This window comes from Microbispora sp. H10885 (assembly GCF_014161415.1).
GTDB classification, from domain to species: Bacteria; Actinomycetota; Actinomycetes; order Streptosporangiales; family Streptosporangiaceae; genus Microbispora; species Microbispora triticiradicis.
This window is the reverse complement of the sequence record NZ_JABBWY010000005.1, coordinates 17,125-43,500: the sequence shown is the minus strand read 5'-3', so window position 1 is coordinate 43,500 and position 26,376 is coordinate 17,125. Positions and strand designations below refer to the sequence as shown.

The following is a 26,376-nucleotide window of genomic DNA, read 5'->3' as shown; positions in this document are numbered from 1 at the left end:
TCACTGCGAATACTTGTGCCTTGTCCACAAGAGTGGGGAAAGAGGCATGATGAAGAAGATCATTATCCGCAAACCGGGAACGACGAAGCTCAGCGGCACGTCGAGCGTCATTCACAAGGGGTGAGGCGCCGCCCGAACCACATCTGGGTCCGGGGAGACCTCACCCGGGACCGCGTGGCGGCGCTCCGCGCACTGGAGACGCCTCCCCCTCTGGAGCCCGTCGTCAACGGGCACCGCCGGCTACGCGGTCCGTACACGATCGGCGGTGCGCTCCTGCGCGCCATCGTTCCGGCCGCCTTGGAGCGTTCCCCGGACCTGGTGGCGGACCACGACATCGAGATCCGCGCGGTCGCGCCCAGCCTGCGCCCGCTGGTGCCGGCCCGCCGCCAGACCATCGAGGCCCGCCTTCCCGAGGACGAGCGGATCCTCGTCCCCGCGCCGCGTCGCACGCTCAGGATCGCCAACGGGATCGCGGAGTTCGTCCGCGACCATCTCGCGGAGCCGCGCACGCTGCTGGCGGACAACCTGCACGAAGCCGATCCGGCGGACCGGGAACTGCTGGGTGTCCTCGCCCGCCGGGTGCCCCGTCTCACCCTGGCGCTGGGCTCCGCCGAGCCCGCGTGGGAGGGCATGCGGCCGGTGGAGGCGCTGCCCCTGGACGGGCCGCCGGACGACTACCTGGCCTCGGACTGTACCTCCGACGACCCCCGCGCCTACCGGGCGTATCTGGCGCTGGCGCCGGAGGAGCGGGCGCGACGGCACGTCCTGCGGGCGGCCGAGCTCAGCGCCGGCGCCGAGTCGGCGGAGAGCGCCCTCGGCGCGGTGCCGTACCACCTGGAGCACGGCGGCGACCCGGACGCCGCCGCGCGGGCGCTGTGGGCGGCGGTGGACCACTGCGTCGCCGAGGGCTTCCTGCACGCGGTCGTGGAGCTGGGCTCGCGCGGGCTGCGGCTCTGCGAGCCGGGGTCCGGCCTGTGGTGGCGTTTCGCGCACCGCACCGCGACCGCCTTGGCCGGGCTCGGCCGGCGGGCGCAGGCGCAGGAGCTGTACGACCAGGCGCGGAGGGGCAGCGTCGATCCGGTCGTCCACGCCGCCGCGGCGTACGGCACGGCGATGCTGGACGCCCGGGACCGCGACCCGGAGCGACGCGACCTGACGAGGGCCAGGGCGTGGATCAACGAGGCGATCGCGATCTCGACGCTGCTGCCCGACCGGCGGGAGCGGGCGTTCAAGCTCGGCTTCGACCAGAACGGCCGGGCGCTCATCGAACTGCGCGAGGGGCGGCTCCGCGAGGCGCTCGGCCTGGTCGAGTCGGCCCTCGACCTGGCCGGGCGCGACCTCCCCCCGGACGCCCATCCCCAGCACCGGATGGTGCTGCACGCCAACCGCGCGCAGCTCCTCGCGCGCCTGGGCCGCCGGCGGGAGGCGCTGGCCGACTTCGACGTGGCCATCGGGATCGACCCGGTCTTCCCCGACCACTACCTGGACCGGGGAAACCTGCTGCTGGAGATGGGGCGGACCGAGGCGGCGCTGGCCGACTACGAGACCGCGATGCGGGTCAGCCCGCCGCTGCCCGAGGCGTACTACAACCGGGCGGAGCTGCGTCTCGCCGCCGGGGATCTGGAGGGCGCGCGGGCCGACCTCGGCCACGTGCTCGACCTCGACCCCGGCTGTCTCGACGCGTACGTCAACCGGGCCGGGATCCTGGAGATGCTCGGGGAGCACGAGGCCGCCAGGCGGGACGTGGAGGCGGGGCTGGCCCTGGACCCCGGCAACGCGCACCTGCACGGCGTGCTGGGGCAGCTCGAGACGGCGGCCGGACGGTACGCCGAGGCGCGGCTGGCGTTCGACGCGGCGCTGGCCACGGACGCCCGCCTGGCCTCGGCCTGGGCCAACCGGGCGACCCTGCGCTTCGAGACCGGCGACGCCCCGGGAGCGGTCGAGGACCTGACCCGGGCGATCGAGCTGGGGGAGGACGCCGCCCTCTACTTCAACCGCGCGACGGCCCTGGACGCGCTCGGCCGCCGCGGCGAGGCGCTGCTCGACCTCCGCCGCGCGCTGGCCCTCGCCCCCGGCGACCCCGACGTACGCACGGCGCTGGAGCGCCACGAGAAGGAGAGCTGACCGGTCAGAGCGCGACGGCGAGCAGGCGGTCGATGATCCCGGGCAGCTCCAGCGGATCGAGCGGCTCGGGCAGCGCGGAGAGGGCGGCGATCTCGTGCCAGGCCAGTCCCAGGAGGGCGCCGCTCTCCTCCTCGGTCAGCGCGGCCGAGGCCACCGGCGGCGCCGTGCCGAACCGGGCGAGGTAGAAGCGCTCGGTCTTCACGTAGTGCCTGCCGAGCCAGTGGAAGTCCCGGTGGACCGGCACCCACCGGTCCAGTACGGCGTCGCCGGGCAGGCCGGTCTCCTCCCACAGCTCCCGGCGGGCCGCCTGGAGCGGCGACTCGCCGGGCTCGATGCCGCCGCCCGGGGGCTCCCAGAACGTCCGGCCGGCGAGCGGGTCGTGCCAGCGCATCAGCAGCACCCGCGAGCGGTCGTCCACGCACACCACCCGCGCGGCCGGCCGGTCGTCCGTCATCGCCGTGTCCACGCGCCCGCACCCTCCGGGTGAGTGCCCCTACCCTGGAACCCGGTACCGACTTCCCTCTGAGGATCTGACTGAGCATGAGCGCTGATTACGTGCTGACCCTGTCCTGCCCGGACCGGCCCGGAGTGGTCGCGGCCGTGTCGGGGCTGCTGGCCCGCCGGGGCTGTAACATCATCGAGAGCCAGCAGTTCGGCGACCCCGTCGCGGAGCGGTTCTTCATGCGGGTGCAGTTCGCCGGCGAGCCCGTGATCGACGAGCTGCGGGCGGAGTTCGCCGCGCTCGCCCCCGAGTTCGCCATGGACTTCCAGCTCTTCGACCTCGCGGCGCGGACGCGGGCGCTGGTGCTGGTCAGCCGGTTCGACCACTGCCTCAACGACCTGCTCTACCGGGTGCGCTCGGGCCTGCTGCCGATCGAGATCGTGGGAGTCGCGTCGAACCATCCCGACCTGCGCCCGCTCACCCAGTCGTACGGGGTGGACTACCACCACCTGCCGGTCACGCCGGAGACCAAGCCGCGGCAGGAGGCGGAGATCCTCACCCTCGTCGACCACTACCAGGCCGACGTGGTCGTGCTGGCGCGTTACATGCAGGTGCTCTCCGAGGAGATGTGCGCCAAGCTGGCCGGCCGGATGATCAACATCCACCACTCGTTCCTCCCGTCGTTCAAGGGTGCCAAGCCGTACCACCAGGCGTACTCGCGCGGGGTGAAGCTGATCGGCGCCACGGCGCACTACGTGACGCCCGTCCTGGACGAGGGACCGATCATCGAGCAGGAGGTCGCGCGGGTGAACCACACCCACTCCCCGGAGGACCTCGCCGCGATCGGCCGCGACCTCGAATGCCAGGCGCTGGCCCGGGCCGTCCGCTGGCACGCCGAGCACCGCGTGCTGCTGGACGGCCACAAGACCGTCATCTTCCCGCGTTAGGACACCTTCAGGCCGGTGTGCCGGGCCAGGAACGCGAGCTGGTCGGCCACGAGCTCGACCGACCTGCTCACCGCCCTGGCGCCGTGCCCGACCTCGGTCTCGTTGCGCAGCAGGATCGGCCGGTCGCCCGCCTGGGCGTGCTGCAGGGCCGCGGCCGTCTTCCACGCGTGCAGGGGGTGGACCCGGGTGTCGGAGCCGAACACCGCGAACAGCGTGGCCGGGTACGACACCCCCTCCCGCACGTGGTGGTACGGCGAGTAGCTCCACAGCCAGGCGAACTCCTCCGGCACGTCGGCCGAGCCGTACTCGACGTTCCAGGTCGCCCCGAGGCCGAACTTCTCGTAGCGGATCATGTCGAGCAGGGGGGCCGAGCAGACGACGGCCGCGTACAGGTCGGGGCGCTGGGTGAGCGCCGCGCCGACGAGCAGGCCGCCGTTGGAGCCGCCGGAGATGGCGAGCCGGTCCTTGCTGGTCACGCCGGTGGCGATGAGGTGCTCGGCCGCGGCGTGCAGGTCGTCGAAGACGTTCTGCTTCTTGCCCAGCATCCCGTCCCGGTGCCACTGCTCGCCCTCCTCGCCGCCGCCGCGCAGCTGGGCGACGGCGTACACGCCGCCCGCCTCGACCCAGGCGAGGGTGGTGGCCGAGAAGCCGGGGTTCATCGGCACGCCGAAGCCGCCGTAGCCGTACAGGATCGTGGGACGGGGCCCGGAGCCGGGCCGCGAGGTGACCAGCATGCGCACCTCGGTGCCGTCCTTGGACCGGTAGACGACCTGTTCGGTCGTCGCCTCGGGCACCTCCACCGAGCCCGGGGGCGCCTCCCAGAGCGTCGTCTCGCCGGTGAGCGCGTCGTACCGGAAGACCGCGGTGGGGGTGATGTCGTCGGTGTAGCTGAACCAGGCCTCGTGGCCGCCCTCGGGACGTTCCAGGATCCCGCCGACGGACCCCAGGCCCGGCAGCGGGACGTCACCGATCCGCTCGCCGGTCTCCAGGGCGTGGAGGGAGATCTCGCCGATCGCGTGCCGCGTCCACCCGACGAGCAGGACGGGCTCCGGCATGCCGTCGAGGATGGCGAAGTCGGACAGCACCGCCTCGGGGTCCTCGGGGATGAGGTCGCGCCAGTGCTCCGGGCCCGGCGTCTCGGGGGAGGTGACGCAGACGCGCCCGCGCGAGGCGCCGAGGTCGGTGAAGACGTAGAGCCGGCCGTCGCGGCCGAAGTGGACCCCGGTCTGGGCGTCGACGTCCTGCTGGACGACGACCAGTTCCGGCGCCTCCGGCGAGGAGGCGGCGAGGTCGGCCACCCACAGGTCGTTGCGCGGCGCGGTGCCGCGCGAGGCGGAGATCGACAGCCGGCGGCCGTCGAGGGAGACCGACACCCCGTAGTAGTTGGTCTTCTCCAGGCCCTCGCCGAAGATCATCACATCGTCGTCGGGGGACGTGCCGACGCGGTGCAGGTAGATGCGCCGGTGGAACTGCTCCTCACCGGCCGGGACCTCCGACGGCGCGAGCCTGCGCACGTAGTAGTACGCCTCGCCGCCGGGAATCCAGGCGACGGGGGAGTAGCGGCAGCGGTCGATCGGCCCCTCGACCCGCTCTCCTGTCGCCACGTCGACGACGTACAGGCGCGACTCCTCGTCGCCGCCCACGGAGATCTGGTACGCGAGCCGGTCGCCCTCCTTGTCCGGCTGGTAGGAGTCGAGGGTGGTCAGCCCCGAGGGGTCGAGGACCGTGGGGTCGAGCAGGACGCGCTCGCCGGCCTCGTCCGCGACGTACAGGACCGGGTGCTCCTGCTCCGGTGAGCGGCGGGTGAAGAAGCGGCGCTCGCCGCGCCAGGACGGCGTGCCGACCGATCCCGACCGCAGCAGCTCGGCCACCCGGCCGCGGAAGTGGTCGCGTCCCTCCAGCTCGGCGGAGCGGAACAGGGTCTCCTGCGCGTCCAGCCACTCCTTGACCTCCGGGTCGTCCGGATCCTCCAGCCAGCGGTAGGGATCGGGAACCGGCGTTCCGTGGAGGTCGTCGACGATGTCGTCACGGCGGGCGGACGGGTACTGCGGTCGGCTCATGCTGGCACTTTAAATCAGGTGAGGGACTGGGGCGGTACATCGGCCGTACCCGGCCAAGACTGGAGTAAAGGGATGATCGGCTGGGCATAGAAGCAGCAGGCGTTCCCGCCGTTCACTTCATGGACCCCGGTTATGGGGTGGCGGAGGGGCCGTCGAGAAGGCCACACTTTGGTGAAGGGCGGTGCCGTGGTGACGATCCGCTGGGCCGTCCGGCGGAGGTCCCTGTGACGGAAGCATCCGGGTCCCAACCAGCGGGGCCACAACCCAGGCGCACAGCCGAGGCTGCTGCGGAGGTCGGCTGATGCGCCAAGTCCTGCTTTTGAACGCCACGTACGAGCCGCTGACCACACTCTCCCTGCACCGGGCGGTCATCCTGGTGCTGAGAGAGAAGGCGGACGTCATCCACCGGGACGGCCGGGGAGCGGTGCTCCGCTCGGCCACCCGGACGCTCGACGTCCCCTCGGTGATCCGGCTGCGGCGCTACGTCCGCATCCCGTACCGGACGCGTATCCCGCTCACCCGGGCCGCGCTGATGCGCCGGGACAACTTCCGCTGCGCCTACTGCGGCCAGCGGGCCGAGACGATCGACCACGTGATCCCGCGCTCCAAGGGAGGCCCCCACACCTGGGAGAACTGCGTCGCCTCGTGCATGCCGTGCAACCACCGCAAGGCCGACCGGCTGCTGGAGGAGCTGGGGTGGGCGCTGCGCGTGGCCCCGGCGGTGCCGCACGGCGCGCACTGGCGGCTCATCGGCGCGCAACTCGACGGAGACCCGCAGTGGGCGCCCTACCTGGTGGAGACGGCGGCGTAACCGCGCCATGACGTGGACGATCACCTCCGGGGTGGAGGAGTACGCCGCGGCGGCCGAGCCCTGGCTGTTGCGCGATCCCGTCCGCAACACGGTCATGCTGACCGTGCTGCGCGGGATCCGCGCCGGCCAGTTCGCCGAGGACCTCCTCATGGGCTGGCTGACCGACGAGGAGGGCGCGGTCGCCGGCGCCTTCTGTCACACGCCGCCTCGGCCGCTGCTGCTCGGGGACGTGCCGCCCGGCGAGCTCCCCGCGCTGGCGGCCGCGCTCATCGAGCGGGACCGGGAGATCGCGGGCGTGACGGGTCCGGTCGTCGCCGCGGAGACCTTCGCCGGGGCGTGGTGGCGCCCGGCGACCGGCCGTACGTCCCAGCGCCTCTACCGGCTCGGCGCCCTGCGCCCCCCTTCCGCGAAGGGGAAGGCCAGGATCGCCGGACAGGACGACCTGCCCCTCGCCGTGCGTTTCTTCCGGGAGTTCCAGGAGGAGGCGCACGTCGATCGCGGCGCCGATCCCACGCCGGTCGTCGCCGTCCGCCTCAACCGGGACGAACTGCTGTGGTGGGAGGACGACGACAGGCCGGTGTCGATCGCCGGGGTCTCCGCCCCGATCGCCGGCATGTCCCGGATCGGGCCCGTCTACACCCCGTCCGGCCTGCGCGGCCGCGGGTACGGCAGCGCCGTCACCCACGCGGCCACCAGGAAGGCCCTCGACGAGGGGGCCACCGAGGTGCTGCTGTTCACCGACCTGGGCAACCCGACGTCGAACTCCATCTACCAGCGGCTCGGCTACCGGCCCGTCGCGGACTACGTCACCGTCCACTTCGAGTGAGGCGCCCGCCTCCTCGGATCGGCCGTACTCTGGACGCATGCCTCGCTATGACTACCGTTGCCGCGCGTGCGGATCGACGTTCGAGCTCAACCGCCCCATGGCCGAGGCCGGCGACCCGGCGGTCTGCCCCTCCGGCCACGACGACACCGTGAAGCTGCTGTCCACCATCGCCGTCACCGGCAAGGCGTCCGGGGCTCCCGCGGCGCGCCCCGCGGGCGGCGGCTGCTGTGGTGGAGGGTGCTGCGGGGGATGATCCCCGAGCCGGACCCGCTTCGGATCGGGTCCCGGCGGTACGGACGGCCCGCGGGCGTGTGGAAGACACGCCCGCGGGCCGTCCGCGTTCCACGGCTGAGCGGTGAGCGGGCTCTGCCGTGAACTCCGCTTTGTCCATGCCGAGTCGAACTTTTGACTCTCAAACATAAAGTTGGTGTTAAGTAAGACTATCTTTCGACTTTCGTGGAAGTTAGTCTCTCTGCCTCAGAGACACCCCCGGCGCGGGCGCTCCGCCCGCGCAGCCTCTCTCTCAGCGAGGTGACGTTCTTGCCTGCTCTCCTTCCTCCTCTTCGGAACGTCCGCAGAAGCCTGATCGCGCTGGGCCTGGCCGGCGCGCTGACCATCCCCCTCTGCGCTCCGGCGAGCGCGACAGGTCCCGGCGGGACGCCCGGCGGACCACCTGGCGGACCACTCGCGGGCGGCCCCGCCGCGCCCCGCCCGTCCACGGCGACCGGCGAGAGCGTCGCGAACCCGGTGCTCACGGGGCCGATCGCGAACACCTCCCCGGTCGGTAGTCCCCAGCACGGGTATCCGTTCCTCGCCACCGACGTCGACCTCAGGTCGGCGGGCTACGTCGAGCAGGAGTTCTTCGTCTCCGGCACGGCGACGAGCTACGCGACACGCGGTACCGGCACCGCGACCGTGGTCAGCACCGGCAACCCGTACCGCACCCGCATCGTCGTGCGCCGCCCGGCCGACGCCCGCGCGTTCAACGGCGTCGTGATCGCCGAGTGGTACAACGTCAGCAACCAGTGGGACCAGGAGGTCGACTGGTTCCAGTCCCACGAGCACCTGATCCGGGAGGGGTACGCCTGGGTCGGCGTCTCCGTGCAGCGCGCCGGAGTGCACTCCGCGACCGGGCTCAAGGCGTGGAGCCCGGACCGTTACGGAACGCTGGACGTGACCGCGGGCGGGACGGTCGGCGACGACAGCCTGTCCTACGACATCTTCAGCCAGGCCGTTAAGGCGGTCCGCAGCCCCGCCGGCAAGAAGGGCCCGCTCGGCGAGCTTCCCCGGCCGCGATACGTGATCGCGACCGGCCACTCGCAGTCGGCCGGCCGTCTGGCGAACTACTACAACGCCGTACAGCCGCTCGCGAACGTCCTCGACGCGGTCGTGCTGCACGGAGGCGGGGGCGTGCTGCGCACCGACCTGCCGACGCCGGTGTTCCGCGTCAACTCCGAGGGCGACGTGAGCGGCGGCATCCTGCCGGCGGCCGCCCGCGCCCAGGCCGACTCGGCGATCCTGCGCAGCTGGGAGGTGGCCGGGGCGTCGCACGGCGACTGGAAGCTCATCCGGGACTACGGCCCGCTGCGCAAGCGGGACATCGGCAGCTATCCCGGTGGTTACCCGGGCGAGCCGCAGACGTGCGCGCTGCCCTCGCTGTCCCGCATCCCCCAGCACATGGTGCAGAACGCCGTGTACGACCACACCCTCGCCTGGATCGCCTACGGCGTGCAGCCTCCGGCGGCACCCAAGATCCAGATGACGGACACGGCTCCGCCGGCGATCGCACGGGACTCCCTCGGCCTCGCGCTCGGCGGCATCCGCCTCGCACAGCAGGAGGCGCCGCTGCGGATCAACACCGGCACCAACACCGGCCCGGGCTTCTGCTTCCTCGACGGCAGCTCCCTGCCGCTGACCGGCGCGCAACTCGCGCAGCTCTACCCGGCCACGCGGTCGTACGCCGACAAGGTGGTGGCGACCACGCTCACCGATGTCGCAGCCGGCTACATCTCGCGGTCGTTCACCCGCGATCCCGCCTGGTACTCCGAGATCCGCGACCTCGTCGGCGAGTACGTCGCCTCCGGCGCCATCACCGAGGCGGTCGGGGCGAGCCTGGAGGACCGTCTCCGGCACGCCGAGCGGGCCGGCCTCGCGGGCGACGAGCCCCCCGCGATCGCGCACCTGCGGCAGCTCGCCGATCGGGCGGGCAAGCAGATCAAGGACGCCGCGGCGCGGGACGGCGTGCTGCGGGTGACCCAGGCGCTCGCCGACCTCCTCACCGAGGCCCGGAAGCTGGACCAGCGGCACTAGGTCGCAGGCTCCTGCCGCAGCGGCCCGGAGACATGAAACCGGGGCACGGTGCAAGACGAGTAGCCGGACGGGTCCGCAGGCGTGCCGCCCACGCCTGCGGACCCGCCCGCTACGGCATCGGTCCGCTACCGCATCGGGGGAATGAGCGGGTCAGGCGGCCGTCGGGCGCCTCACCCGCGGCCGGCGTTGGAACGGCAGGTAACGCTGCGGCAGGTGCGCGCGGGCCGGCAGGTCGGTCGGCTCGACCGCCAGGATCCGGTCGAAGCGGAACGCCCTGATCGACCGCCTGAGGCGGCACCAGCCGACCAGGTACCAGAACTCGCCGTGGACCATGCAGGTCACCGGCTCGACGTCGCGGACCGACAGCCGGCCGCCGGCGTCGTGGTACTGGATGCGGATCACCAGGCGTGCGGTGATCGCGTTGGCCACCGCCCGCACCCGGCGGGCGACGTCGGTGGGGAGCGGGGTCGTCAGTGTGGTGAGGGTCGTGGCGATGACGTCGTCGTCCAGTTCGAGGTGCTGGAACGCGTGGCGCAGGCCGCGCCGGGCGGTGACCGACTGGGGGCCGGCTCCGAGGTGAGCGAGGGAAAGGGCGAGGGCGGCGAGTTCCTCGGCGGTCAGCGTGTGCCGAATGACGTTGGCCATGCTTCGACAATAATCATCAGGACTGACATTTTCCCGAACGGGTGCTCGGAACAGCGGACAGGTTCACGTGACCGCGCGGCCACCTTCTCCTGACCCTGTCGCATGCCGCCACGACCGCCTTGATCGCTTTCCGGTCCGGGCCGCCGACTGTAGTTTCTCCGTCGTGCATCCTCCGATCGAGCCCTACGACCACGGGCACCTGGACACCGGCGACGGTCACCTCGTCTACTGGGAGGTCTGCGGGAACCCCGAGGGCAAGCCCGCGCTCGTCGTCCACGGCGGGCCCGGCTCGGGCTGCACGCCCCGCCAGCGGCGGGCCTTCGACCCCGGGCGCTACCGGATCGTTCTCTTCGACCAGCGCAACTGCGGCCGGAGCCTGCCCCATGCGAGCGATCCGGCGACCGACCTCACGACGAACACCACCCACCACCTCGTCGCCGACATGGAGCGGCTGCGCGAGCACCTCGGCGTCGACCGGTGGCTGCTCTACGGCGGGTCATGGGGTTCCACGCTCATCCTCGCCTACGCCGAGGCCCATCCGGAGCGGGTGTCGGAGATCGTCCTCGCCGGTGTCACCATGACCCGCCGCTCCGAGATCGACTGGTTGTACCGGGGCGTCCGCCGCTTCCTCCCCGAGCAGTGGCAGCGCTTCCGGTGCGGCGTCCCCGAGGACCGGCGCGACGGCGACCTGCTCGCCGCCTACGCGCGGCTGTTGTCCGATCCCGACCCGGACGTACGGGTCAGGGCGGCGCACGCCTGGACGGCGTGGGAGGACGCGGTGATCGCGCACGAGGTCAACGGCGCGCCGAACGCCTACAGCGACCGGCCTTCCCCCGCTCTGCAGGCGTTCGCCAGGATCTGCGCGCACTACTTCTCGAACGCCGCCTGGCTGGAGGAGGGTGTCCTGCTCCGCGACGCGCACCGGCTGGCGGGCATCCCCGGAGTGCTCGTCCACGGCCGCCTCGACCTCGGCGGTCCGCTGGAGACCGCCTGGCAACTCGCCCGGGCCTGGCCGGACGCGCGTCTCGTCGTGGTGGACGACTCGGGCCACACCGGCAGCGACGCGATGCGCCGGGAGATCGGGGCGGCGCTGGACTGGTTCGGAGCCGCGCCGCCCGGCTGACGACCGGCGCCGGGCCCGGTGTCGGTGCGGCAACGGGGTCAGGTCGCGGGTCCCAGCGGCGTCTCCGCCGCGCGGGCCGCCGTGCCGGCGTCCGGCGCCGGGGCGGGCTCCTTGAGCTCCACGAACAGGGAGTGGGTCGTGGTGTCGCCGATGTTCTCGCCGGAGTGCTCCTGCGCGTCGAGCCACCGCACCTGGCCGGCCTCCAGGGCGAGATCCACCTGACGGCCGCCGGCGGTGAGCCTGCGCCTGAACGAGGTGAGGGTGATCATCACGCTGTCCGGATGACGGTGCGGTGCGGTCCTGTCGCCGGGCCGGTCCCGATACTGCAGGACGCGGACCCGCTACGCAGCACCCACCCGTGGCTCGACGTCCGCGGGCTGGCCGTGGCGATCCGGTCCGCGACGGGGATCGAGTCGCTGATCTGGCTCACCGACATCGCCGGGTTCACCCGCGAGCAGGCGGTGCTGACCATGCGTCAGTCGGCCTGGGCGCTGCTCGCGGCGGCGCTGCCCGGACACCCGGGTGAGCCGCTGACGGCGAAGGGCGCGGCGGGGGAACCGGACGCCTGAGACGAAGGAGAGCCGTCTCCGGTACGCAGAGGCCCGCGCGACCCCGCCGTACGGCACGCGGGCCCGGTGGCGGTGTCGCGGTCAGCGCGACAACTGGGTCAGGTCGCGGGACGCGCCGGTCGAGGCGGAGGTGGTGAGCGCCGCGTACGCCTGCAGCGCGGCCGAGACCGTCCGCTGCCGGTCGCGCGGCCGGTAGCCGCCGAGGTCGGCCAGCAGCCGCTCGCGGCGGGCGGCCAGCACGTCCTCGGCCACCTTGAGCTCGATCGAGCGGCCCGGGATGTCGATCTCGATGACGTCGCCGTCCTCGACCAGGGCCATCGTGCCGCCCTCGGCCGCCTCGGGCGAGGCGTGGCCGATGGACAGGCCGGACGTGCCGCCGGAGAAGCGGCCGTCGGTGACCAGGGCACACGCCTTGCCCAGGCCGCGGCCCTTGAGGAAGCTCGTCGGGTAGAGCATCTCCTGCATCCCGGGGCCGCCCTTGGGGCCCTCGTAGCGGATGACGACCACGTCACCGGGCTTCACCCGGTTGCCGAGGATGCCCTCGACGGCGTCCTCCTGCGACTCGAACACGACGGCGGGGCCGGAGAAGCGCCAGATCGACTCGTCGACTCCGGCCGTCTTGACGACGCAGCCGTCCTGGGCGAGGTTCCCGTACAGCACGGCGAGCCCGCCGTCCCGGGTGTAGGCGTGGTCGAGGTCGCGGATGCAGCCCTCGGCGCGGTCGAGGTCGAGGGAGTCCCAGCGGGCGTCCTGGGAGTAGGCCTTGACCGTCCGCACGTTGCCGGGCGCCGCGTGCCACAGCTCCATGGCCTCCTCGGTGACCTCCGGAGACTTCGGGTCCCACTTGGCGATGTACTCGGCCATGGAGGAGGAGGACACGGTCGGCAGGTCGCGGTGGATCAGGCCGGCCCGGTCCAGCTCCCCGAGGATGCCGGGGATGCCGCCCGCCCGGTGCACGTCCTCGACGTGGTACTTGGCCGTCGCGGGGGCGACCTTGCACAGGCACGGCACCCGCAGCGACAGCTCGTTGATCTCCTTGAGCCCGAAGTCGACGCCCGCCTCACGCGCGGCGGCCAGGATGTGGAGGATCGTGTTGGTCGATCCGCCCATGGCGACGTCGAGCGCCATCGCGTTCTCGAACGCCTCGCGGGTGGCGATGCTGCGGGGGAGGACCGACTCGTCGTCCTCCTCGTAGTAGCGCCGGGCGAGGTCGACGATCCCCCGGCCGGCGTTCTCGAACAGGGTCTTGCGGGCCGTGTGGGTCGCCAGCGTGGTGCCGTTGCCGGGCAGGGCCAGGCCGATCGCCTCGGCGAGGCAGTTCATCGAGTTGGCGGTGAACATGCCGCTGCAGGACCCGCAGGTCGGGCAGGCGTTCTCCTCCATCTCCAGCAGGTCGGCGTCCGACACGCTCGTGTCGGCGGAGGCGATCATCGGGTCGATCAGGTCGAGCTTGCGGCCCGGGACCTTCCCGGCCTCCATCGGGCCGCCGGACACGAAGATCGTGGGGATGTTGAGCCGGAAGGCGGCGAGCAGCATCCCGGGAGTGATCTTGTCGCAGTTGGAGACGCAGACCAGCGCGTCGGCGCAGTGGGCGTTGACCATGTACTCCACCGCGTCGGCGATGAGCTCGCGGGACGGCAGCGAGTAGAGCATGCCGCCGTGGCCCATCGCGATGCCGTCGTCCACGGCGATCGTGTTGAACTCGCGCGGGATCGCGCCCGCCTCGCGGACCGCGCCCGCCACGACCTCGGCGACCTCGCGCAGGTGCACGTGGCCGGGCACGAACTGGGTGAAGCTGTTGGCGACGGCGACGATCGGCTTGCCGAGGTCGCTGCCCGCTACGCCCGTGGCCCTGAGCAGCGCGCGGGCGCCGGCCATGTTCCTGCCGTGGGTGACAGTGCGGGACCTGAGAGCGGGCATCGAGGGACCCCCATCCGGAGACGTCTGAGTCTTCAAATGGTACGGCCAGTGCCCGGCTGCCGAGACCCGGTGTCCACCTCCCGGGACGGCGCGCCGTCCTACTCGGGGTAACGCGCGGGCAGCACGCGCTCGGCGGCGCGGTAGATCGCGTCGATCTCGGCGGTGGTGAGCGACCTCTCCCGCTTGGTGATCCACTTGCGGACCAGGCCGCCGGAGAAGACGTCGACGTCCCGGATGTTGAGGATGCGCCAGGGAATCGCCGGCCCGTAGATGGCCAGGGACGGCACCACGGTGATCTCCCGGCCGAGCGCCTTGCTGATCAGGTCGCTGGCCTGGGCCGCCTCCCACCGGGCCTCGTCGAGGCGGGGCTTGCGGTTGAAGGGGCCGTGGAAGAGCTTGCGGTGCGTCTGGACCCGTACGGGCAGCCGCTTGTCCCACTTCTCCGAGTCCACCGCGTACACGCCGGTAGGCCCGACGACAAGATGGTCGATCTGCGCCTCGCTGCCGGGGATGGCCCGGGCGTGCAGCGTCAGGTAGCCGTTCCGCTCCAGCTTCTTGAGCTGGGCCTCGGTGCGGCGCTCCGCCGCCGAGGCCCGCCGCCAGGCGGGAACCGTGGACATGGTGCGCGCGCGGTAGACGGCGTCGGCCGCCCACGCGAGGATGGCCGCGGTGAGCCCGATCCGCCAGCCGCCCAGCAGAACGCCGAACACCACCCCCGCGGCGGCCGCGATCAGGGCGCGCCGGCGCAGGTGCCGGTATCTCGGGTCCTGCAGCAGGCCGCGGAGCGACGCCCGCTCCACCGGAGCGTACTCGGGGGGCGCAGCCGCCTCGGGCGGCGCCGAAGGGCGTTCCGCCTGCTCCGACGATTGGTCACCGACCCAGATGGGTGACGTATCGTGACCGTCTTCTGGCCTTAGACCGGTATCCACATCACTCACGGTAGTTGAGCCGTCTACAGCTTGCCTAGTGTTGAATGGTTCATACTTTTGTTGCCTGCATGAGCTGATTTGAAGCTCAGAAGGCCGGGTATCTTCTCTAGATATCCCCGGCCGGGCGGCCTACGGTTCGGAAGCGTGGCGCACATTCACGACCTTACCGCCCTTGAGCAGGCGGCAGCCGTACGAACGGGTGAACTCTCCCCCGTCGAGATCGTCGAGCACTACCTGGAGCGGATCGAACGGCTCGACCCCGGGGTGGGGGCGTTCGTCACGGTGACCGCCCAACGGGCCCTCGACCAGGCCCGCGACCAGGAGGCCCGGATCGCCGCGGGGGACGTCGGCGACCACCCGCCGCTGCTGGGCGTGCCCGTTCCGATCAAGGACCTCAACTTCGTCAAGGACGTGCCGCTCTACTTCGGTTCGGCCACCTACGAGGGGTTCGTCTCTCCGGTGGACGACAGCGTGGTCGAGCGGCTGCGGGAGGCCGGGACGGTCATGCTGGGCAAGACCAGCACCCCGGAGTTCGGCCTGCCCTGCTACACCGAGACCTACGTGAGCGAGCCCGCCCGCACCCCGTGGGACACCGGGCGCTCCGCGGGCGGGTCGAGCGGAGGCGCCGCGGCCGCCGTCGCGGCCGGTCTGGCGCCCGTCGCCCACGGCAGTGACGGCGCGGGATCGATCCGCATCCCCGCCTCCGTCTGCGGCCTGTACGGCATCAAGCCCAGCCGGGGCCGGATCTCCTTCGCCCCGATCGTCCCCGACCTGGCAGGGCTGTCCACCAACGGGCCGCTGGCCCGGAACGTCACCGACGCCGCGGCGCTGCTCGACGCGATGACCCACCACAACCCCGGCGACCTCTACCACGCGCCGCCGCCCGCGCTGGGGTCGTTCTCGGCCTACGTGGGGCGCGACCCGGGCCGGCTGCGGATCGCCAGGTTCGCCGAGCCCGCCGTGCCGGGCGCGGAGGTCCACCCCGACGTGCTCGCCGCCTACGAGAGCGCCTCGGCGGCGCTGGAGGCGCTCGGCCACGAGGTGGAGGAGATCGCGCCGCCGTTCGGCCCGGACATCGTGCCCGAGTTCGTCAAGCTGTGGTTCAGCTTCTCGTGCATCCACCCCGTCTCGAAGGAGCTCGAACCGAAGCTGCGCCCGCTCACCGCCTGGCTGCGCGAGCGGGGCCACGCGCTCTCGGCGCCCGAGTTCCTGCACGCGCAGTCGGCGCTCCAGCTCGCCACCCGCTTCGCGATGCTCGTCACCGACACCTACGACGCGGTGCTGTCGCCGACCGTGACCCAGCCGCCCGCGCCGGTGGGCTGGTTCGAGGACGTCGACTCCCCGGAGGAGACGTTCGAGCGGATGAAGCGGTTCGCGCCGTTCGCCGCCATCTACAACGTGAGCGGCCAGCCCGCGGTCAACCTGCCGCTCCACTGGACGCCCGACGGCCTGCCCATCGGCGTCATGCTGGCCGGCAGGTACGGCGACGAGGGCACCCTCATCTCGCTGTCGTCGCAGGTGGAGGCGTCCGTCGGCGGTTTCTGGGGCGACCGCAGGCCGGCCATGTGGTGACGACCTAACGCAGCAGCTCCACCACGTGCGCGGAGACGTCGGCGAGCAGCGTGGCGGGGCGCACCGGCACCGCCGCCACGGCGGAGATCAGGGCGGGCAGCCCCGGCAGCGGGAAGCCGTCGTCCGCGGTGACCGCGTGCGCCGCGTCGTGCTTGGCCAGCGCGGCGCGGCTGCGGTCCCACGCCTCCAGCGTCTCCTCGGGCGACGGCACGCCGAACCCGTGGCCGACCGGGGCGGCGTGGCGCAGCCGTACGAGCGGGGTGTCGGCGAAGGCCAGCGCGACGCGGCAGCGCGCCGCCAGGTCGCCGGCGTCCGGCACCCAGTCGAGGGCCCGGCAGGGGGTGCGGCACCGGCCCGCGCAGGTGCCGAGGGCCCCGGCCACCTGGCTGTGCTGCCGGTCGAAGTAGGCCCGCCAGCCCGTGGGCGGCTCCACCGCCACCCGCAGCGTCCGCTCGGCCGCCGACCGCTCGGCCCTGGTGTGGTCGCACTCGCGGTCGGCCATGGCCCCGAACCTGCTGCCGGGGGCGCGCAGGCCCTCCGGCCAGCGGGCGGGGTCGCCCGCGTGCCCGAGCGCGGGCTCGAAGGCCAGCAGCGGGAGATACTCGCCGCAGATGTGCACGGCCGCGATCATCGAGCTCAGCTCGCGCCGCCGCCAGCGGGCCTCGATCACCTCCAGGAGCAGCGCGTACGCCGGGCGCAGCGAGTCGAGCGCGCCCCGCGGCTGCTCCCTCGGCGTCTGCGGCATGTGGCAGGCGCGGGCACGGCGGCGCAGGTCGGCGGGCACGGTCTGGGCGTCGATCTCGGCCGCGAAGTCCTCGGCGTCGAGCGTGAGCAGCCGCTGGCCGAACTCGCAGACCGACGCCACCCGGGCCGCCCGCTCGTTCTCCCCGAGCACGGCCGGCGCGAGCGCGCCGACGTCGCCGAACGAGTACCTCCGGGCCAGGGCGATCAACAGGTCTCGGGCTGAGTGCACCCGACGACCCTACTCATTACGCCGGTGGCGGTATGGGCGGGTTTGATCAGTGGAGCGGAGGGGCGCGGGATCGGGCAGGACCGGCACCTCGCCCAGGTTCTCCGGCGCGTCCACCAGGTGCTCGCCGGTGTCGTCGTAGGAGGCGGCGTTCCGGAGGCGCGAGCCCTCGATCACCTCGATCCGCCTGATCCAGCCGGTCCTGCGACCCGCCGCGGCCCGCACCCGGTCGCCCTCGCGCAGGGGCTCCCACATGTCCCCGCCCAGGCACATCGCCCTGACCTCGCGGGCACCCCCTTCGTCGATCGCGCACCAGTAGGTCCATCTGGCGTTGTCGCCGCCCTTGCCGCCGTCCCGGAAGCGCCGCAGCCGTACGATCTGGCCCTCCACGGTGACCGGGCCGGTCAGGTCGGAGAGCGCGAACAGGATCGGCGGCCCGGCCACCGCCAGGCCCACGAGGAGAGCGGCGGGCACGACGAGTCCGCGCGGCCACACGTCGAAGGCGGAGGCGGCCACCAGGAGCATCCAGGCGAAGAAGCCCGCGAACCAGCCGGCCGCGAGGCCCCGCACGACGACAGAGCCCGGCGACCGGCCCCACAGCAGGCGGGACGGATAGCGGACGTGGACGACGTGCCACATGCCGCCGTAGTCGGACCACGCGCGGCTGTCGTCGGCGGGGGTGCTGACCGGCAGGCTCGTGACGGCCCGCGGCGCCAGGCCGAGCGCGGCGGCGTACGCGAGGTGGCGGCCCCAGATCGTGACGGAGGCGGCGGGCTGCTCGGCGAACCGCCCGGTCGTCCCCAGATGCGCGCGGACGCCGAGCCAGTGGGCGGCGGCCCTGGCCCCCTCGGCCGTGCCGCGCTCGCCGTTGAGTCGCCCCATGAGCGCCAGGAGACCGGCGAAGGAGACGACCGCCGCGCCGATCCCGGCCTCGTGGTCCTTGTCGGAGATGTTCGCCGCGATGCCGATCGCCGCCGCCGGCAGCGCCGCCGCGACGGTGAGGAGCGCCGCGTGCGCCCTGCTCCAGCGCGCCCGGGACAGGCCCTGCTCCCGGGCCTCGGCGATCACCTTCCGGCGGAAGCTCTTCCACCACCGGCCGAGGTCGCGCGAGCCCTCGGCCAGCGCGCCCGTGGCCACCACCCCGTCGACGGCCAGCGCGCGGACGTGGTCGTAGACGAGCCGCTCGTACGGGCGCAGGCCGCCCGGTTCGCCCCGCAACCGGACGAGCGACAGCTCCGGCCCGATCTCCTCGACGCCGACGACGCCCCTCGCGGCGAGGTCCAGCAGGGTCGCCGAGGCCGCCTCGTCGCACAGTCGCCAGCCGCCGGTGATCAGGTCGACCACCGCGGGGGAGTGGGGGGCGAGATTCGCGGTGGCCGGTCCCGCCTCGACGTCCGGGTTCCTCGTCGCCGCGGCGAGCGCGAGCAGGAGCAGCAGCCACAGGCCGGTCACCGCCGCGGCGGCCGTCCAGGCGGCGGCCATGGTCAGAACCCGACCTGTACGGGCCCGCGCTCCTCGCCGGGAGCCCGGAAGTACTCACGGGGCGTGAAGCCGGTCATCCCCGCCACGATGTTGGCGGGGACCGTCTGGATCGTGTTGTTGTAGGTCAGCACGGCGTCGTTGTAGTACTGCCGCGAGTAGGCGATCCGGTTCTCGGTGGTGGCGAGCTCCTGCTGCAGTTCCGCGAAGTTGCCGCTCGCCTTGAGGGCGGGGTGGGCCTCCGCCACGGCGAACAGGCTCTTCAGCGCGCCGGACAGCATGTCCTCGGCCGCCGCCTGCTCCGTGGGACCCTGGGCGCCGATCGCCCGGGAGCGGGCCGTGACCACGGCCTCCAGCGTGGCCCGCTCGTGGGCGGCGTAGCCCTTGACGGTCTCCACGAGGTTGGGGATGAGGTCGTGGCGGCGCTTGAGCTGCACGTCGATCTGCGCCCAGGCGTTGTCGACGGCGCCCCGGCCACGCACGAGGCGGTTGTAGAGGGAGACGAGCGTGGCGACGAGGACGGCCACGACGGCGAGGGTGACGATCATGGGGATCACGGGGGCCTCCTGCACGGACGACGATCCGTGGCCGCTCACCCGGTGAACGCCCGCCGCCGGCCGCACGCGTGCCGGTGGGGGCACGCATCACGGCCGGAGAGGCGGGGCGCGGCGGAGGGGGCCCGCCGCGCCCGTGCCGGGTGAACGGCCCGGCCCCCTCATGTCACCCCGGTGGTCTTGCACGAGGCTTGCGCCCCGCTTTCACCCGGCACATCCGCCGGGCGACCGGATCAGGAAGGCGGGCGGGCGTGCCGCCCGGTCACGCGGAGGCGTCGCGGGCCTGGGCCCGCAGCGCCCGGCTGACGCCGTCGGCGCCCTCCAGGAGCAGGCGCCGCAGCGCGTGCGGCGGCTGCTGGGCGCTGATGAGGTCCTGCGTCCTCGCCACGGTCTCCGGGCGGATCAGCAGGGCCGGGTAGCACCCGACCGCGAAGCTCTGCGCCATGTCGGAGGTCCACTCGCTCCAGATCCGCCCGACCTCCTCGAAGTACCGGTCGCCGTACGGCTCCAGCAGCTCGGGGTGGTGCGGGTCGACGAAGCCGAGGATCGTGGAGCGCAGCAGGGCGCCGCTCAGCTCGCCCCCCACGATGGCCGCCCAGGACCGGGCCTTGGCCTCCGCGTCCGGGATCGCCGCCCGGGCGTTGGCGGCCGAGCGCTCGCCGGTCGCGGTGGCGTCGCGGACCAGCTCGGCGTCGATGTCGGCGGCGCCGAGGACCCCGCGGGACACCAGCCCGTGGATGAGCGTCCAGCGCAGGTCGGTGTCGACGGCCAGGCCCTCGGGCACCTCCGTGCCGTCCAGCACGCCCTTGAGGAACGCCAGGTCCTCCTCGGAGGTCGCGGTGGCGGCCAGGGCGTTGACGTAGGCGAGCTGGTGGTCCGAGCCCGGCTCCGCCGAGGTGACGAGACGGCGCAGCGCGGCGGAGAGCTCGCCCATGCCGGTCGCCCGCCACGCCGGGTCGGCGTACTGCTGCACGGCCTGGCGGGCCTGGCGCAGCACCGTCTGCACCACGGTGATGTCGCGCACCGAGTCGATGCCGGACACGACCAGCCGGACGTAGTCGCGGGTGGCCATCTCGGCGTCCCGGGTCATGTCCCAGGCGGCCGACCAGCACAGCGCGCGCGGCAGCGACTCGGTGAACGCGGTGATCCCGCCGTTCACGAGCGTCTGCAGCGACCGCTCGTCGAGCCGGATCTTCGCGTACGTGAGGTCGTCGTCGTTGATCAGCACGAGGTCGGGCCGCGTCTCGCCGACCAGCTCGGGCACGGCGGTGCGCGCCCCGACGATGTCGAGCTCGACCCGCCTGGTCCTGGCGAGCACGCCGTCCCGCAGGGAGTACAGGCCGATGGCGACGCGGTGCGAGCGCAGCGTCGGGTGCTCCGGCGTGGCCTCCTGCAGGACCTCGAAGCCGAGGAACCGGCCCTCGTCGTCGGTGGTGAACGACGGCCGCAGGGTGTTGACGCCGGAGGTCTCCAGCCACTCCTTCGACCAGGACGACAGGTCGCGGCCCGAGGTGCGCTCCAGCGCCGACAGCAGGTCCTGCAGGGTGGTGTTCTTCCAGGCGTGCTCGTTGAAGTAGTCGCGCACGCCGGCGAGGAAGTTGTCCAGCCCGACGTAGGCGACGAGCTGCTTGAGCACCGAGGCGCCCTTGGCGTACGTGATGCCGTCGAAGTTGACCTCGACGGCCTGCATGTCCGGGATGTCGGCCGCGATGGGGTGGGTGGAGGGGAGCTGGTCCTGCCGGTAGGCCCAGGACTTCTCCACGTTGGCGAACGTCGTCCACGCGCCCTGGCCCCAGCGGGTGGCCTCGGCCTGGCACAGCACCGACATGTAGGTGGCGAACGACTCGTTCAGCCACAGGTCGTCCCACCACCGCATGGTGACGAGGTCGCCGAACCACATGTGGGCCATCTCGTGCAGGATCGTCTCGGCCCGGCGCTCGATGATCGCGTCGGTGACCCGCGAGCGGAAGACGTAGTCCTCCAGGAACGTCACCGCGCCGGCGTTCTCCATCGCGCCCGCGTTGAACTCCGGCACGAAGAGCTGGTCGTACTTGCCGAACGGGTAGCGCAGGCCGAAGACGCGGTGGAAGAAGTCGAAGCCCTGCTTGGTGACCTCGAAGATGTTCTCCGGGTCGAGGTGCTCGGCCAGCGAGCGCCGCACATAGATGCCGAGCGGGATGCCGTCGTGCTCGTCCCGCACCACCGCGTACGGCCCGGCGATGAGGGCCGTGATGTACGTCGACATGGGAGGCGTCGGCGGGAAGTGCCAGCGCTTGGCGGCCTGCAGCGTGCCGTGCCGCCCGCGGTGCTCCTCCAGGTCCTCGGCGGAGTCGGGGGCGCCGTTCGACACGACCTCCCACTCGGCGGGCGCGAGGACGGTGAGCTCGAAGGTCGCCTTGAGATCGGGCTGGTCGAAGCAGGCGTACATGCGGTGCGCGTCCGCCGTCTCGAACTGGCTGTGCAGGTAGATCTGCTGGTCGACCGGGTCGACGAAGCGGTGCAGCCCCTCGCCCGTCCGCATGTACGAGCAGTCGGCGTCGATGCGCAGTTCGTTGCGTTCGGCCAGGTCCGGCAGCGGGAATCGGCCCTTGTCCGCGTCGTAGGTCCGAACGTCGAGATCCCGGCCGTTCAGCACCACCTTCCGCACATGGGCCCCGTGCAGGTCGATGAACGTGCCCGCCCCCGGCCGGTCGGAGGTGAAATGGACCGTCGTGATGCTCTCGTACCGCTCCTCGCCCTCCGTCAGGTCGAGTTCGACCTGGTAGGACTGGACCGTGAGCAGCCGAGCACGCTCCCGAGCCTCGTCACGTGTCAGATTCCCTGCCACACCCACTCCTCATCGCATGATCAATCCCCCGGTTCCCCGTCGCCCCTTCGCGTACAGGGATGGATGAATCCTGCCACGTCACGGTCACAGGACGGATTCGACATCGCCCCTACCTTGAGAAGGAAGTTGTCCGACGGCCCTCTTGACAGGGGCCTTCCGGCCGGGGCTCGCGTTCTGACAGTCAAGGCGCGAGTATGAGGAGCATGCGTCAGATCTACGTCGACGGCGGCTGGACGCCGTCCTCCTCGCGCGAGGCCGTCGAGGTCGTCAACCCGGCGACCGAGGAGATCGTGGACCGGGTGCCCGCGGGGTCGGCCGCCGACGTGGAGACCGCGGTCGCCGCCGCCCGTGCCGCCTTCCCGTCCTGGGCGGCGGCGGAGCCCGCCGAGCGCGCCGCGCTCCTCGGGACGGCGGCCGGGCTGCTCAGGGACCGCGCCCGGGAGATCGCCGCGACGATCGCCACCGACATGGGCGCGCCGCTGCCGCTCGCGCTGAAGGTGCAGACGCTGATGCCCGCCGAGGTGCTGGCCTCCTACGCCGACCTCGCCAAGCGGTACGACTTCGACGGCGGGCGGGTGGGCAACTCGTTGATCGTCCGCGAGCCGGTCGGGGTGGTCGGCGCGATCACACCGTGGAACTACCCGCTCCACCAGGTCGTCTGCAAGGTGGCTCCGGCCCTGGCGGCCGGCTGCACGGTGGTGCTCAAGCCGAGCGAGGTCGCGCCGCTCGCGGCGTACGCGTTCGCGGACATCCTGCACGAGGTGGGCCTGCCGCCCGGCGTGTTCAACATGGTCAGCGGGCACGGCCCGGTGGTCGGAGAGGCCCTCGCCGCCCACCCCGGCGTGGACATGGTCTCCTTCACCGGCTCGACCAGGGCCGGGCGCAGGGTCGCCGCCCTCGCGGCCGGGACGGTCAAGCGGGTGGCCCTGGAGCTGGGCGGCAAGTCGGCGAACATCGTCCTCCCCGGCGCCGACCTGGAGAAGGCGGTGAAGAACGGGGTCGCCGGGGCCTACCTGAACTCGGGCCAGACCTGCTCGGCGCTGACCCGGATGCTCGTCCACTGGGACCAGTACGACGAGGCGGTCCGGCTGGCCGTGGAGGCGGCGGCGAAATACGTCCCGGGCGACCCGTTCGCCGAGGGCACCCGCCTCGGCCCGCTGGTGTCCGCCGCGCAGCGCGACCGGGTGGTCGGATACCTCAACCGGGGCCAGGAGGAGGGGGCCCGCCTCGTGCTCGGCGGGACCGGCAACCCCATGGGCCGCGGCTACTACGTCGAGCCCGCGGTCTTCGCCGGGGTGTCGCCCGGCATGGCCGTCGAGCAGGAGGAGATCTTCGGCCCGGTGCTGTCGATCATCCCCTTCGGCACGGAGGACGAGGCCGTCGAGATCGCCAACGGCACGCCGTACGGACTGTCGGGGGCGGTCTGGGCGGCCACCGAGGAGGAGGGGCTCGCGGTCGCCCGCCGCCTGCGCACGGGCCAGGTGGCGGTCAACGGGGGCCGGTTCAACCCCATGGCGCCCTTCGGCGGCTACAAGCAGTCGGGCGTCGGGCGCGAGATGGGGGAGTTCGGCCTGGAGGAGTTCCTGGAGACCAAGGCGATCCAGCTGTAAGGGGCGGCGGTCTCAGGGCGCCTGGAGGAGGATCTTGCGGCGCTCGTCCTTGCCCAGCCGGTCGACGTACAGCGTGCCCTCAAGGTGGTCGAACTCGTGCTGGAAGCACCGGGCGAGCATGCCCCGGGCCTTCACGGCCACGGGCCGGCCGAGCTTGTCGACCCCGCGCAGCGTGACTCCGGCGGCGCGGACGGTGGGGGCGTACAGCGGCTTGCCGGTCTCCTTGCCCGGCACTGACAGGCAGCCCTCCTCCTCGACGACCTCCCCGGGGTCGTCGATCGTCAGCTCCGGGTTGACCACGTGGCCCTTGCGGTTGCTGATGTCGTAGACGAACAGCCGCCGGCCCACCCCGATCTGCGGCCCGGCCAGTCCCACGCCGTCGGCCTGGTACATCACCGCGAACATCTCGTCGATCAGGCGGCGCAGCTCCCTGTCGAAGTCCGTCACGGGCTCCGCGGGGGTACGCAGGACGGGGTCGCCGACGTAGCGGATCTCGCGCATGACACTCCTGCTCCGGCATGAGGTGGTGTAAGAGCCACTGGCGGTGTTCGTCTATTACCTTAGTGGAGGCCGGGGTGACCTCCGCCAGAACTCGTCTGGGAAACTTGTCCCGTGCGTGTCTACATCGGTGCCGACCATGCCGGCTACGAGCTCAAGAACCACCTGGTCTCCTGGCTTAAGGAGCAGGGCCACGACGTGGAGGACTGCGGCCCCCACGTCTACGACGCGGAGGACGACTACCCGCCGTTCGTGCTGCGCGCCGCGCAGGGCGTGGTCGCCGCCGAGGGCAGCCTCGGGGTGGTGATCGGCGGTTCGGGGAACGGCGAGCAGATCGCCGCCAACAAGGTGCGCGGGGTGCGCGCCGCCCTCGCCTGGAACGAGGACACGGCCCGGCTCGCCCGCGAGCACAACGACGCCAACGTCATCAGCATCGGCGCGCGGATGCACACGCCGGAGGAGGCCGCCCGGTTCGTCGAGGTCTTCCTCGGCACGGCGTTCTCGGGCGCGGAGCGGCACGCCCGGCGGATCCGCCAGCTCGCCGAGTACGAGACGACCGGCGAACTGCCGCCGCTGCCCGCCTGATCCGCCCGGCCGGAAGCACCGGCGCCGGAGACCGCCCGTCCGGGACACCGGGCGGGCGGCTGGTGAGCGGGCCGGTCAGCGGCCCAGGGGCGGCGTCAGCGGCCGTCCCGGTCACGGCCCCGGCGGGACTCCCGCCGGGGCGTCGTCTCGTCGCGCAGCGGCCGCCGTTCGGCGGTCTCCTGCTGCTCGGGGGTCGGCCGGGACACGTCGCGGGCCCGCATGGCCGTGATCGCGGTGATCTGCAAACTCTGCAGCGCCATACCGCGAGCGTACGCCCCGGGCCGTGAGCGTGCGATCGAACCGGCCGGACATCCGCTCAGGACATCCGCAGCGGGCGGCCGGCGGGTGGCCCGTGATCTTCGGCGGGGGTAGGCTGGAAAGATCACGGGACACGACCCCGGCGTCGGTCAAGCGGGTGCCGCCACCTGGGATGTCCGGATACAGTCGAGGCCATCATGACTTCCCGTCCGGCGCCGCTGATCTCTCCACGGCTGCGCGCCATCCTGGCGCGCGTGCCGCTTCTGGTGCCGTCGGTCCGTTTTGTCAAAAAGGTGTGGTCGAAGGACCGGTACCTCCTGATCGCCCTCGTCGCGGTCACCGTGGTCATCGGCGTGCTCGATGCGGAGGTCTCGGCGTACTGGTTCTCGCCGTCGTTGCTGATCCTCGTGACGCTGATCGGCGGCCTCCAGCTCCGCCTGCGCAGCCTGGCCATCCTGCTGTGCGCGGTCGCGGCGTCCCTCGCCTACATGGGAGCGACCAGGGGAGTGCTCGCCGTCGGGCCGGGCCTGCTGATCACGATGGGCTTCACCGCCGCGCTCGCGTGGACGATGGCGCGGACGCGGGGCAAGCTCGGCGTGCAGGGCCTGCGCGGCGACGCAATGCTGCTGGAGCTGCGCGACCGGCTCAAGCGGCAGAGCGAGCTGCCGCCGCTGCCCAAGGACTGGGGCGGCAAGGTCGTGCTCAAACAGGCCGGAGGGTCGTCCTTCGGCGGCGACTTCGTCGTCTCCATGCGCGAGGGCGACCGGGTCCAGCTCGCCGTCGTCGACGTGTCGGGCAAGGGCGTCGACGCCGGCACCCGCGCGCTCATGCTCTCCGGCACGTTCGGCGGGCTGCTCGGCTCGGTGGACGACTTCCTGGCCTCCTGCAACTCCTATCTCCACCGGCAAATCGGCGACGAGGGGTTCGTCACGGCCGTCCACCTGACGCTCGACCTGTCGACGGGGGAGTACACGATCACCTCCGCCGGGCACCCGCCGGTGGTCCGGTTCGACTCCGGGTCGGGCACCTGGCGGGTGTCCACGGCCAAGGGGGTCGTGCTCGGCGTCGTGCCCGACCTGGCCTGCGAGACCGACAGCGGCGTGCTGCGCAAGGGCGACGCGCTCATGCTGTTCACCGACGGGCTGATCGAGCAGCCCGGCCGGGACATCGACGCCGGGCTCGACCGGCTGCTGGGGGAGGCCGAGCGGCTGCTGCCCTCGGGCTTCCGGGACAAGGCGCGGCAGCTCGTGCAGGCCATGTCGTCCGGTCACAACGACGACTGCGCGCTCGTCCTCATCTGGCGTCCCTGAGGCCCGC

General features: G+C 72.5%; 24 protein-coding genes. 12 read left to right on the top strand and 12 right to left on the bottom strand.

Features of this window, described 5'->3' with window-relative positions; all coding sequences use genetic code 11:
• The first annotated feature begins 120 nt into the window (after window positions 1–120).
• Complete coding sequence (locus tag HHX37_RS14325) at window positions 121–2,124, top strand: tetratricopeptide repeat protein (RefSeq protein WP_182885713.1); 2,004 nt, start codon at window positions 121–123, stop codon at window positions 2,122–2,124.
• 4 nt (window positions 2,125–2,128) lie between these two features.
• On the opposite strand, the gene HHX37_RS14320 is transcribed toward HHX37_RS14325, so the two are convergent.
• A complete protein-coding gene (locus tag HHX37_RS14320; RefSeq protein ID WP_310738183.1) occupies window positions 2,129–2,590 on the bottom strand; it encodes an NUDIX hydrolase in 462 nt (153 codons plus the stop codon).
• A gap of 74 nt (window positions 2,591–2,664) precedes the next feature.
• Between HHX37_RS14320 and purU the strand changes: the two genes are divergently transcribed.
• The gene (purU, locus tag HHX37_RS14315) at window positions 2,665–3,513 is read left to right on the top strand and encodes a formyltetrahydrofolate deformylase (protein ID WP_182885712.1); all 849 of its coding nucleotides are present in this window, start codon (window positions 2,665–2,667) and stop codon (window positions 3,511–3,513) included.
• On the opposite strand, the gene HHX37_RS14310 is transcribed toward purU, so the two are convergent.
• Window positions 3,510–5,573 (bottom strand): prolyl oligopeptidase family serine peptidase, encoded by a 2,064-nt coding sequence (locus HHX37_RS14310; protein ID WP_182885711.1) that lies wholly within the window; start codon window positions 5,571–5,573, stop codon window positions 3,510–3,512. The genes purU and HHX37_RS14310 overlap by 4 nt on opposite strands.
• A 301-nt stretch (window positions 5,574–5,874) precedes the next feature.
• Between HHX37_RS14310 and HHX37_RS14305 the strand changes: the two genes are divergently transcribed.
• The 4 genes from HHX37_RS14305 (at window position 5,875) to HHX37_RS14290 (ending at window position 9,520) form a co-directional block, all read left to right on the top strand.
• On the top strand, window positions 5,875–6,384 hold the full coding sequence (locus tag HHX37_RS14305) for an HNH endonuclease (protein WP_111700845.1): 510 nt from the start codon (window positions 5,875–5,877) through the stop codon (window positions 6,382–6,384).
• 7 nt (window positions 6,385–6,391) lie between these two features.
• Entirely contained in the window at window positions 6,392–7,210 is an 819-nt protein-coding gene (locus HHX37_RS14300) for a GNAT family N-acetyltransferase (protein ID WP_182885710.1), read from the top strand.
• Window positions 7,211–7,247: 37 nt separating this feature from the next.
• Complete coding sequence (locus HHX37_RS14295) at window positions 7,248–7,463, top strand: FmdB family zinc ribbon protein (protein ID WP_111700843.1); 216 nt, start codon at window positions 7,248–7,250, stop codon at window positions 7,461–7,463.
• 287 nt (window positions 7,464–7,750) lie between these two features.
• Entirely contained in the window at window positions 7,751–9,520 is a 1,770-nt protein-coding gene (locus HHX37_RS14290; protein ID WP_182885709.1) for an alpha/beta hydrolase domain-containing protein, read from the top strand.
• 150 nt (window positions 9,521–9,670) lie between these two features.
• On the opposite strand, the gene HHX37_RS14285 is transcribed toward HHX37_RS14290, so the two are convergent.
• A complete protein-coding gene (locus tag HHX37_RS14285) occupies window positions 9,671–10,165 on the bottom strand; it encodes a helix-turn-helix transcriptional regulator (protein ID WP_182873708.1) in 495 nt (164 codons plus the stop codon).
• 163 nt (window positions 10,166–10,328) lie between these two features.
• Between HHX37_RS14285 and pip the strand changes: the two genes are divergently transcribed.
• On the top strand, window positions 10,329–11,288 hold the full coding sequence (gene pip, locus HHX37_RS14280) for a prolyl aminopeptidase (RefSeq protein WP_182885708.1): 960 nt from the start codon (window positions 10,329–10,331) through the stop codon (window positions 11,286–11,288).
• A 38-nt stretch (window positions 11,289–11,326) separates the two neighbouring features.
• Here pip and HHX37_RS14275 read toward each other — a convergent pair whose 3' ends face one another.
• Complete coding sequence (locus tag HHX37_RS14275; protein WP_220502882.1) at window positions 11,327–11,560, bottom strand: hypothetical protein; 234 nt, start codon at window positions 11,558–11,560, stop codon at window positions 11,327–11,329.
• A gap of 9 nt (window positions 11,561–11,569) precedes the next feature.
• On the opposite strand from HHX37_RS14275, the gene HHX37_RS14270 reads away from it, so the two are divergent.
• On the top strand, window positions 11,570–11,857 hold the full coding sequence (locus HHX37_RS14270; RefSeq protein WP_182885707.1) for a hypothetical protein: 288 nt from the start codon (window positions 11,570–11,572) through the stop codon (window positions 11,855–11,857).
• A gap of 81 nt (window positions 11,858–11,938) precedes the next feature.
• On the opposite strand, the gene ilvD is transcribed toward HHX37_RS14270, so the two are convergent.
• Together ilvD and HHX37_RS14260 are read right to left on the bottom strand one after the other, a co-directional pair.
• Window positions 11,939–13,777, bottom strand: a complete 1,839-nt coding sequence (gene ilvD / locus HHX37_RS14265) for a dihydroxy-acid dehydratase (protein WP_182881628.1) — start codon at window positions 13,775–13,777, stop codon at window positions 11,939–11,941.
• 98 nt (window positions 13,778–13,875) lie between these two features.
• Window positions 13,876–14,577 carry a nuclease-related domain-containing protein gene (locus HHX37_RS14260; protein WP_244302161.1) on the bottom strand — a complete coding sequence of 234 codons (702 nt, stop codon included), beginning with the start codon at window positions 14,575–14,577 and terminating at the stop codon, window positions 13,876–13,878.
• A 273-nt stretch (window positions 14,578–14,850) separates the two neighbouring features.
• Between HHX37_RS14260 and HHX37_RS14255 the strand changes: the two genes are divergently transcribed.
• A complete protein-coding gene (locus HHX37_RS14255) occupies window positions 14,851–16,278 on the top strand; it encodes an amidase (RefSeq protein ID WP_182885706.1) in 1,428 nt (475 codons plus the stop codon).
• A 4-nt stretch (window positions 16,279–16,282) separates the two neighbouring features.
• On the opposite strand, the gene HHX37_RS14250 is transcribed toward HHX37_RS14255, so the two are convergent.
• From HHX37_RS14250 to pepN, 4 genes are all read right to left on the bottom strand, one after another.
• The gene (locus HHX37_RS14250) at window positions 16,283–17,251 is read right to left on the bottom strand and encodes a hypothetical protein (protein WP_182885705.1); all 969 of its coding nucleotides are present in this window, start codon (window positions 17,249–17,251) and stop codon (window positions 16,283–16,285) included.
• A 9-nt stretch (window positions 17,252–17,260) separates the two neighbouring features.
• Complete coding sequence (locus tag HHX37_RS14245; protein ID WP_182885704.1) at window positions 17,261–18,730, bottom strand: DUF2207 family protein; 1,470 nt, start codon at window positions 18,728–18,730, stop codon at window positions 17,261–17,263.
• Between the two features lie 2 nt (window positions 18,731–18,732).
• A complete protein-coding gene (locus tag HHX37_RS14240) occupies window positions 18,733–19,275 on the bottom strand; it encodes a LemA family protein (protein WP_182885966.1) in 543 nt (180 codons plus the stop codon).
• 268 nt (window positions 19,276–19,543) lie between these two features.
• Window positions 19,544–22,108, bottom strand: a complete 2,565-nt coding sequence (pepN, locus tag HHX37_RS14235; RefSeq protein ID WP_182881631.1) for an aminopeptidase N — start codon at window positions 22,106–22,108, stop codon at window positions 19,544–19,546.
• Window positions 22,109–22,311: 203 nt separating this feature from the next.
• Here pepN and HHX37_RS14230 point away from each other — a divergent pair, with 203 nt between their 5' ends.
• Window positions 22,312–23,718, top strand: coding sequence for an aldehyde dehydrogenase family protein (locus HHX37_RS14230; protein WP_182881632.1), 1,407 nt, complete (start codon window positions 22,312–22,314; stop codon window positions 23,716–23,718).
• A 12-nt stretch (window positions 23,719–23,730) separates the two neighbouring features.
• Here the strand turns inward: HHX37_RS14230 and def are convergent, their stop codons facing one another.
• The gene (gene def / locus HHX37_RS14225; RefSeq protein ID WP_117409540.1) at window positions 23,731–24,219 is read right to left on the bottom strand and encodes a peptide deformylase; all 489 of its coding nucleotides are present in this window, start codon (window positions 24,217–24,219) and stop codon (window positions 23,731–23,733) included.
• Window positions 24,220–24,330: 111 nt separating this feature from the next.
• Between def and HHX37_RS14220 the strand changes: the two genes are divergently transcribed.
• Window positions 24,331–24,801: a ribose-5-phosphate isomerase gene (locus HHX37_RS14220; RefSeq protein WP_117409541.1), complete on the top strand. Its 471-nt coding sequence runs from the start codon at window positions 24,331–24,333 to the stop codon at window positions 24,799–24,801.
• Window positions 24,802–24,896: 95 nt separating this feature from the next.
• Here HHX37_RS14220 and HHX37_RS14215 read toward each other — a convergent pair whose 3' ends face one another.
• On the bottom strand, window positions 24,897–25,061 hold the full coding sequence (locus HHX37_RS14215; RefSeq protein ID WP_165900879.1) for a hypothetical protein: 165 nt from the start codon (window positions 25,059–25,061) through the stop codon (window positions 24,897–24,899).
• Window positions 25,062–25,256: 195 nt separating this feature from the next.
• On the opposite strand from HHX37_RS14215, the gene HHX37_RS14210 reads away from it, so the two are divergent.
• Window positions 25,257–26,369, top strand: a complete 1,113-nt coding sequence (locus HHX37_RS14210) for a PP2C family protein-serine/threonine phosphatase (protein WP_182885703.1) — start codon at window positions 25,257–25,259, stop codon at window positions 26,367–26,369.
• The last annotated feature ends 7 nt before the right edge of the window (window positions 26,370–26,376 follow it).

Bases quoted from the DNA above. Each gene is read 5' to 3' on its own strand.
- purU (WP_182885712.1), top strand. From the start codon at position 2,665: ATGAGCGCTGATTACGTGCTGACCCTGTCCTGCCCGGACCGGCCCGGA.
- HHX37_RS14310 (WP_182885711.1), bottom strand. From the start codon at position 5,573: ATGAGCCGACCGCAGTACCCGTCCGCCCGCCGTGACGACATCGTCGAC.
- HHX37_RS14305 (WP_111700845.1), top strand. From the start codon at position 5,875: ATGCGCCAAGTCCTGCTTTTGAACGCCACGTACGAGCCGCTGACCACA.
- HHX37_RS14300 (WP_182885710.1), top strand. From the start codon at position 6,392: ATGACGTGGACGATCACCTCCGGGGTGGAGGAGTACGCCGCGGCGGCC.
- HHX37_RS14295 (WP_111700843.1), top strand. From the start codon at position 7,248: ATGCCTCGCTATGACTACCGTTGCCGCGCGTGCGGATCGACGTTCGAG.
- HHX37_RS14285 (WP_182873708.1), bottom strand. From the start codon at position 10,165: ATGGCCAACGTCATTCGGCACACGCTGACCGCCGAGGAACTCGCCGCC.
- HHX37_RS14270 (WP_182885707.1), top strand. From the start codon at position 11,570: ATGACGGTGCGGTGCGGTCCTGTCGCCGGGCCGGTCCCGATACTGCAG.
- ilvD (WP_182881628.1), bottom strand. From the start codon at position 13,777: ATGCCCGCTCTCAGGTCCCGCACTGTCACCCACGGCAGGAACATGGCC.
- HHX37_RS14245 (WP_182885704.1), bottom strand. From the start codon at position 18,730: ATGGCCGCCGCCTGGACGGCCGCCGCGGCGGTGACCGGCCTGTGGCTG.
- HHX37_RS14240 (WP_182885966.1), bottom strand. From the start codon at position 19,275: ATGATCGTCACCCTCGCCGTCGTGGCCGTCCTCGTCGCCACGCTCGTC.
- HHX37_RS14230 (WP_182881632.1), top strand. From the start codon at position 22,312: ATGCGTCAGATCTACGTCGACGGCGGCTGGACGCCGTCCTCCTCGCGC.
- def (WP_117409540.1), bottom strand. From the start codon at position 24,219: ATGCGCGAGATCCGCTACGTCGGCGACCCCGTCCTGCGTACCCCCGCG.
- HHX37_RS14215 (WP_165900879.1), bottom strand. From the start codon at position 25,061: ATGGCGCTGCAGAGTTTGCAGATCACCGCGATCACGGCCATGCGGGCC.
- HHX37_RS14210 (WP_182885703.1), top strand. From the start codon at position 25,257: ATGACTTCCCGTCCGGCGCCGCTGATCTCTCCACGGCTGCGCGCCATC.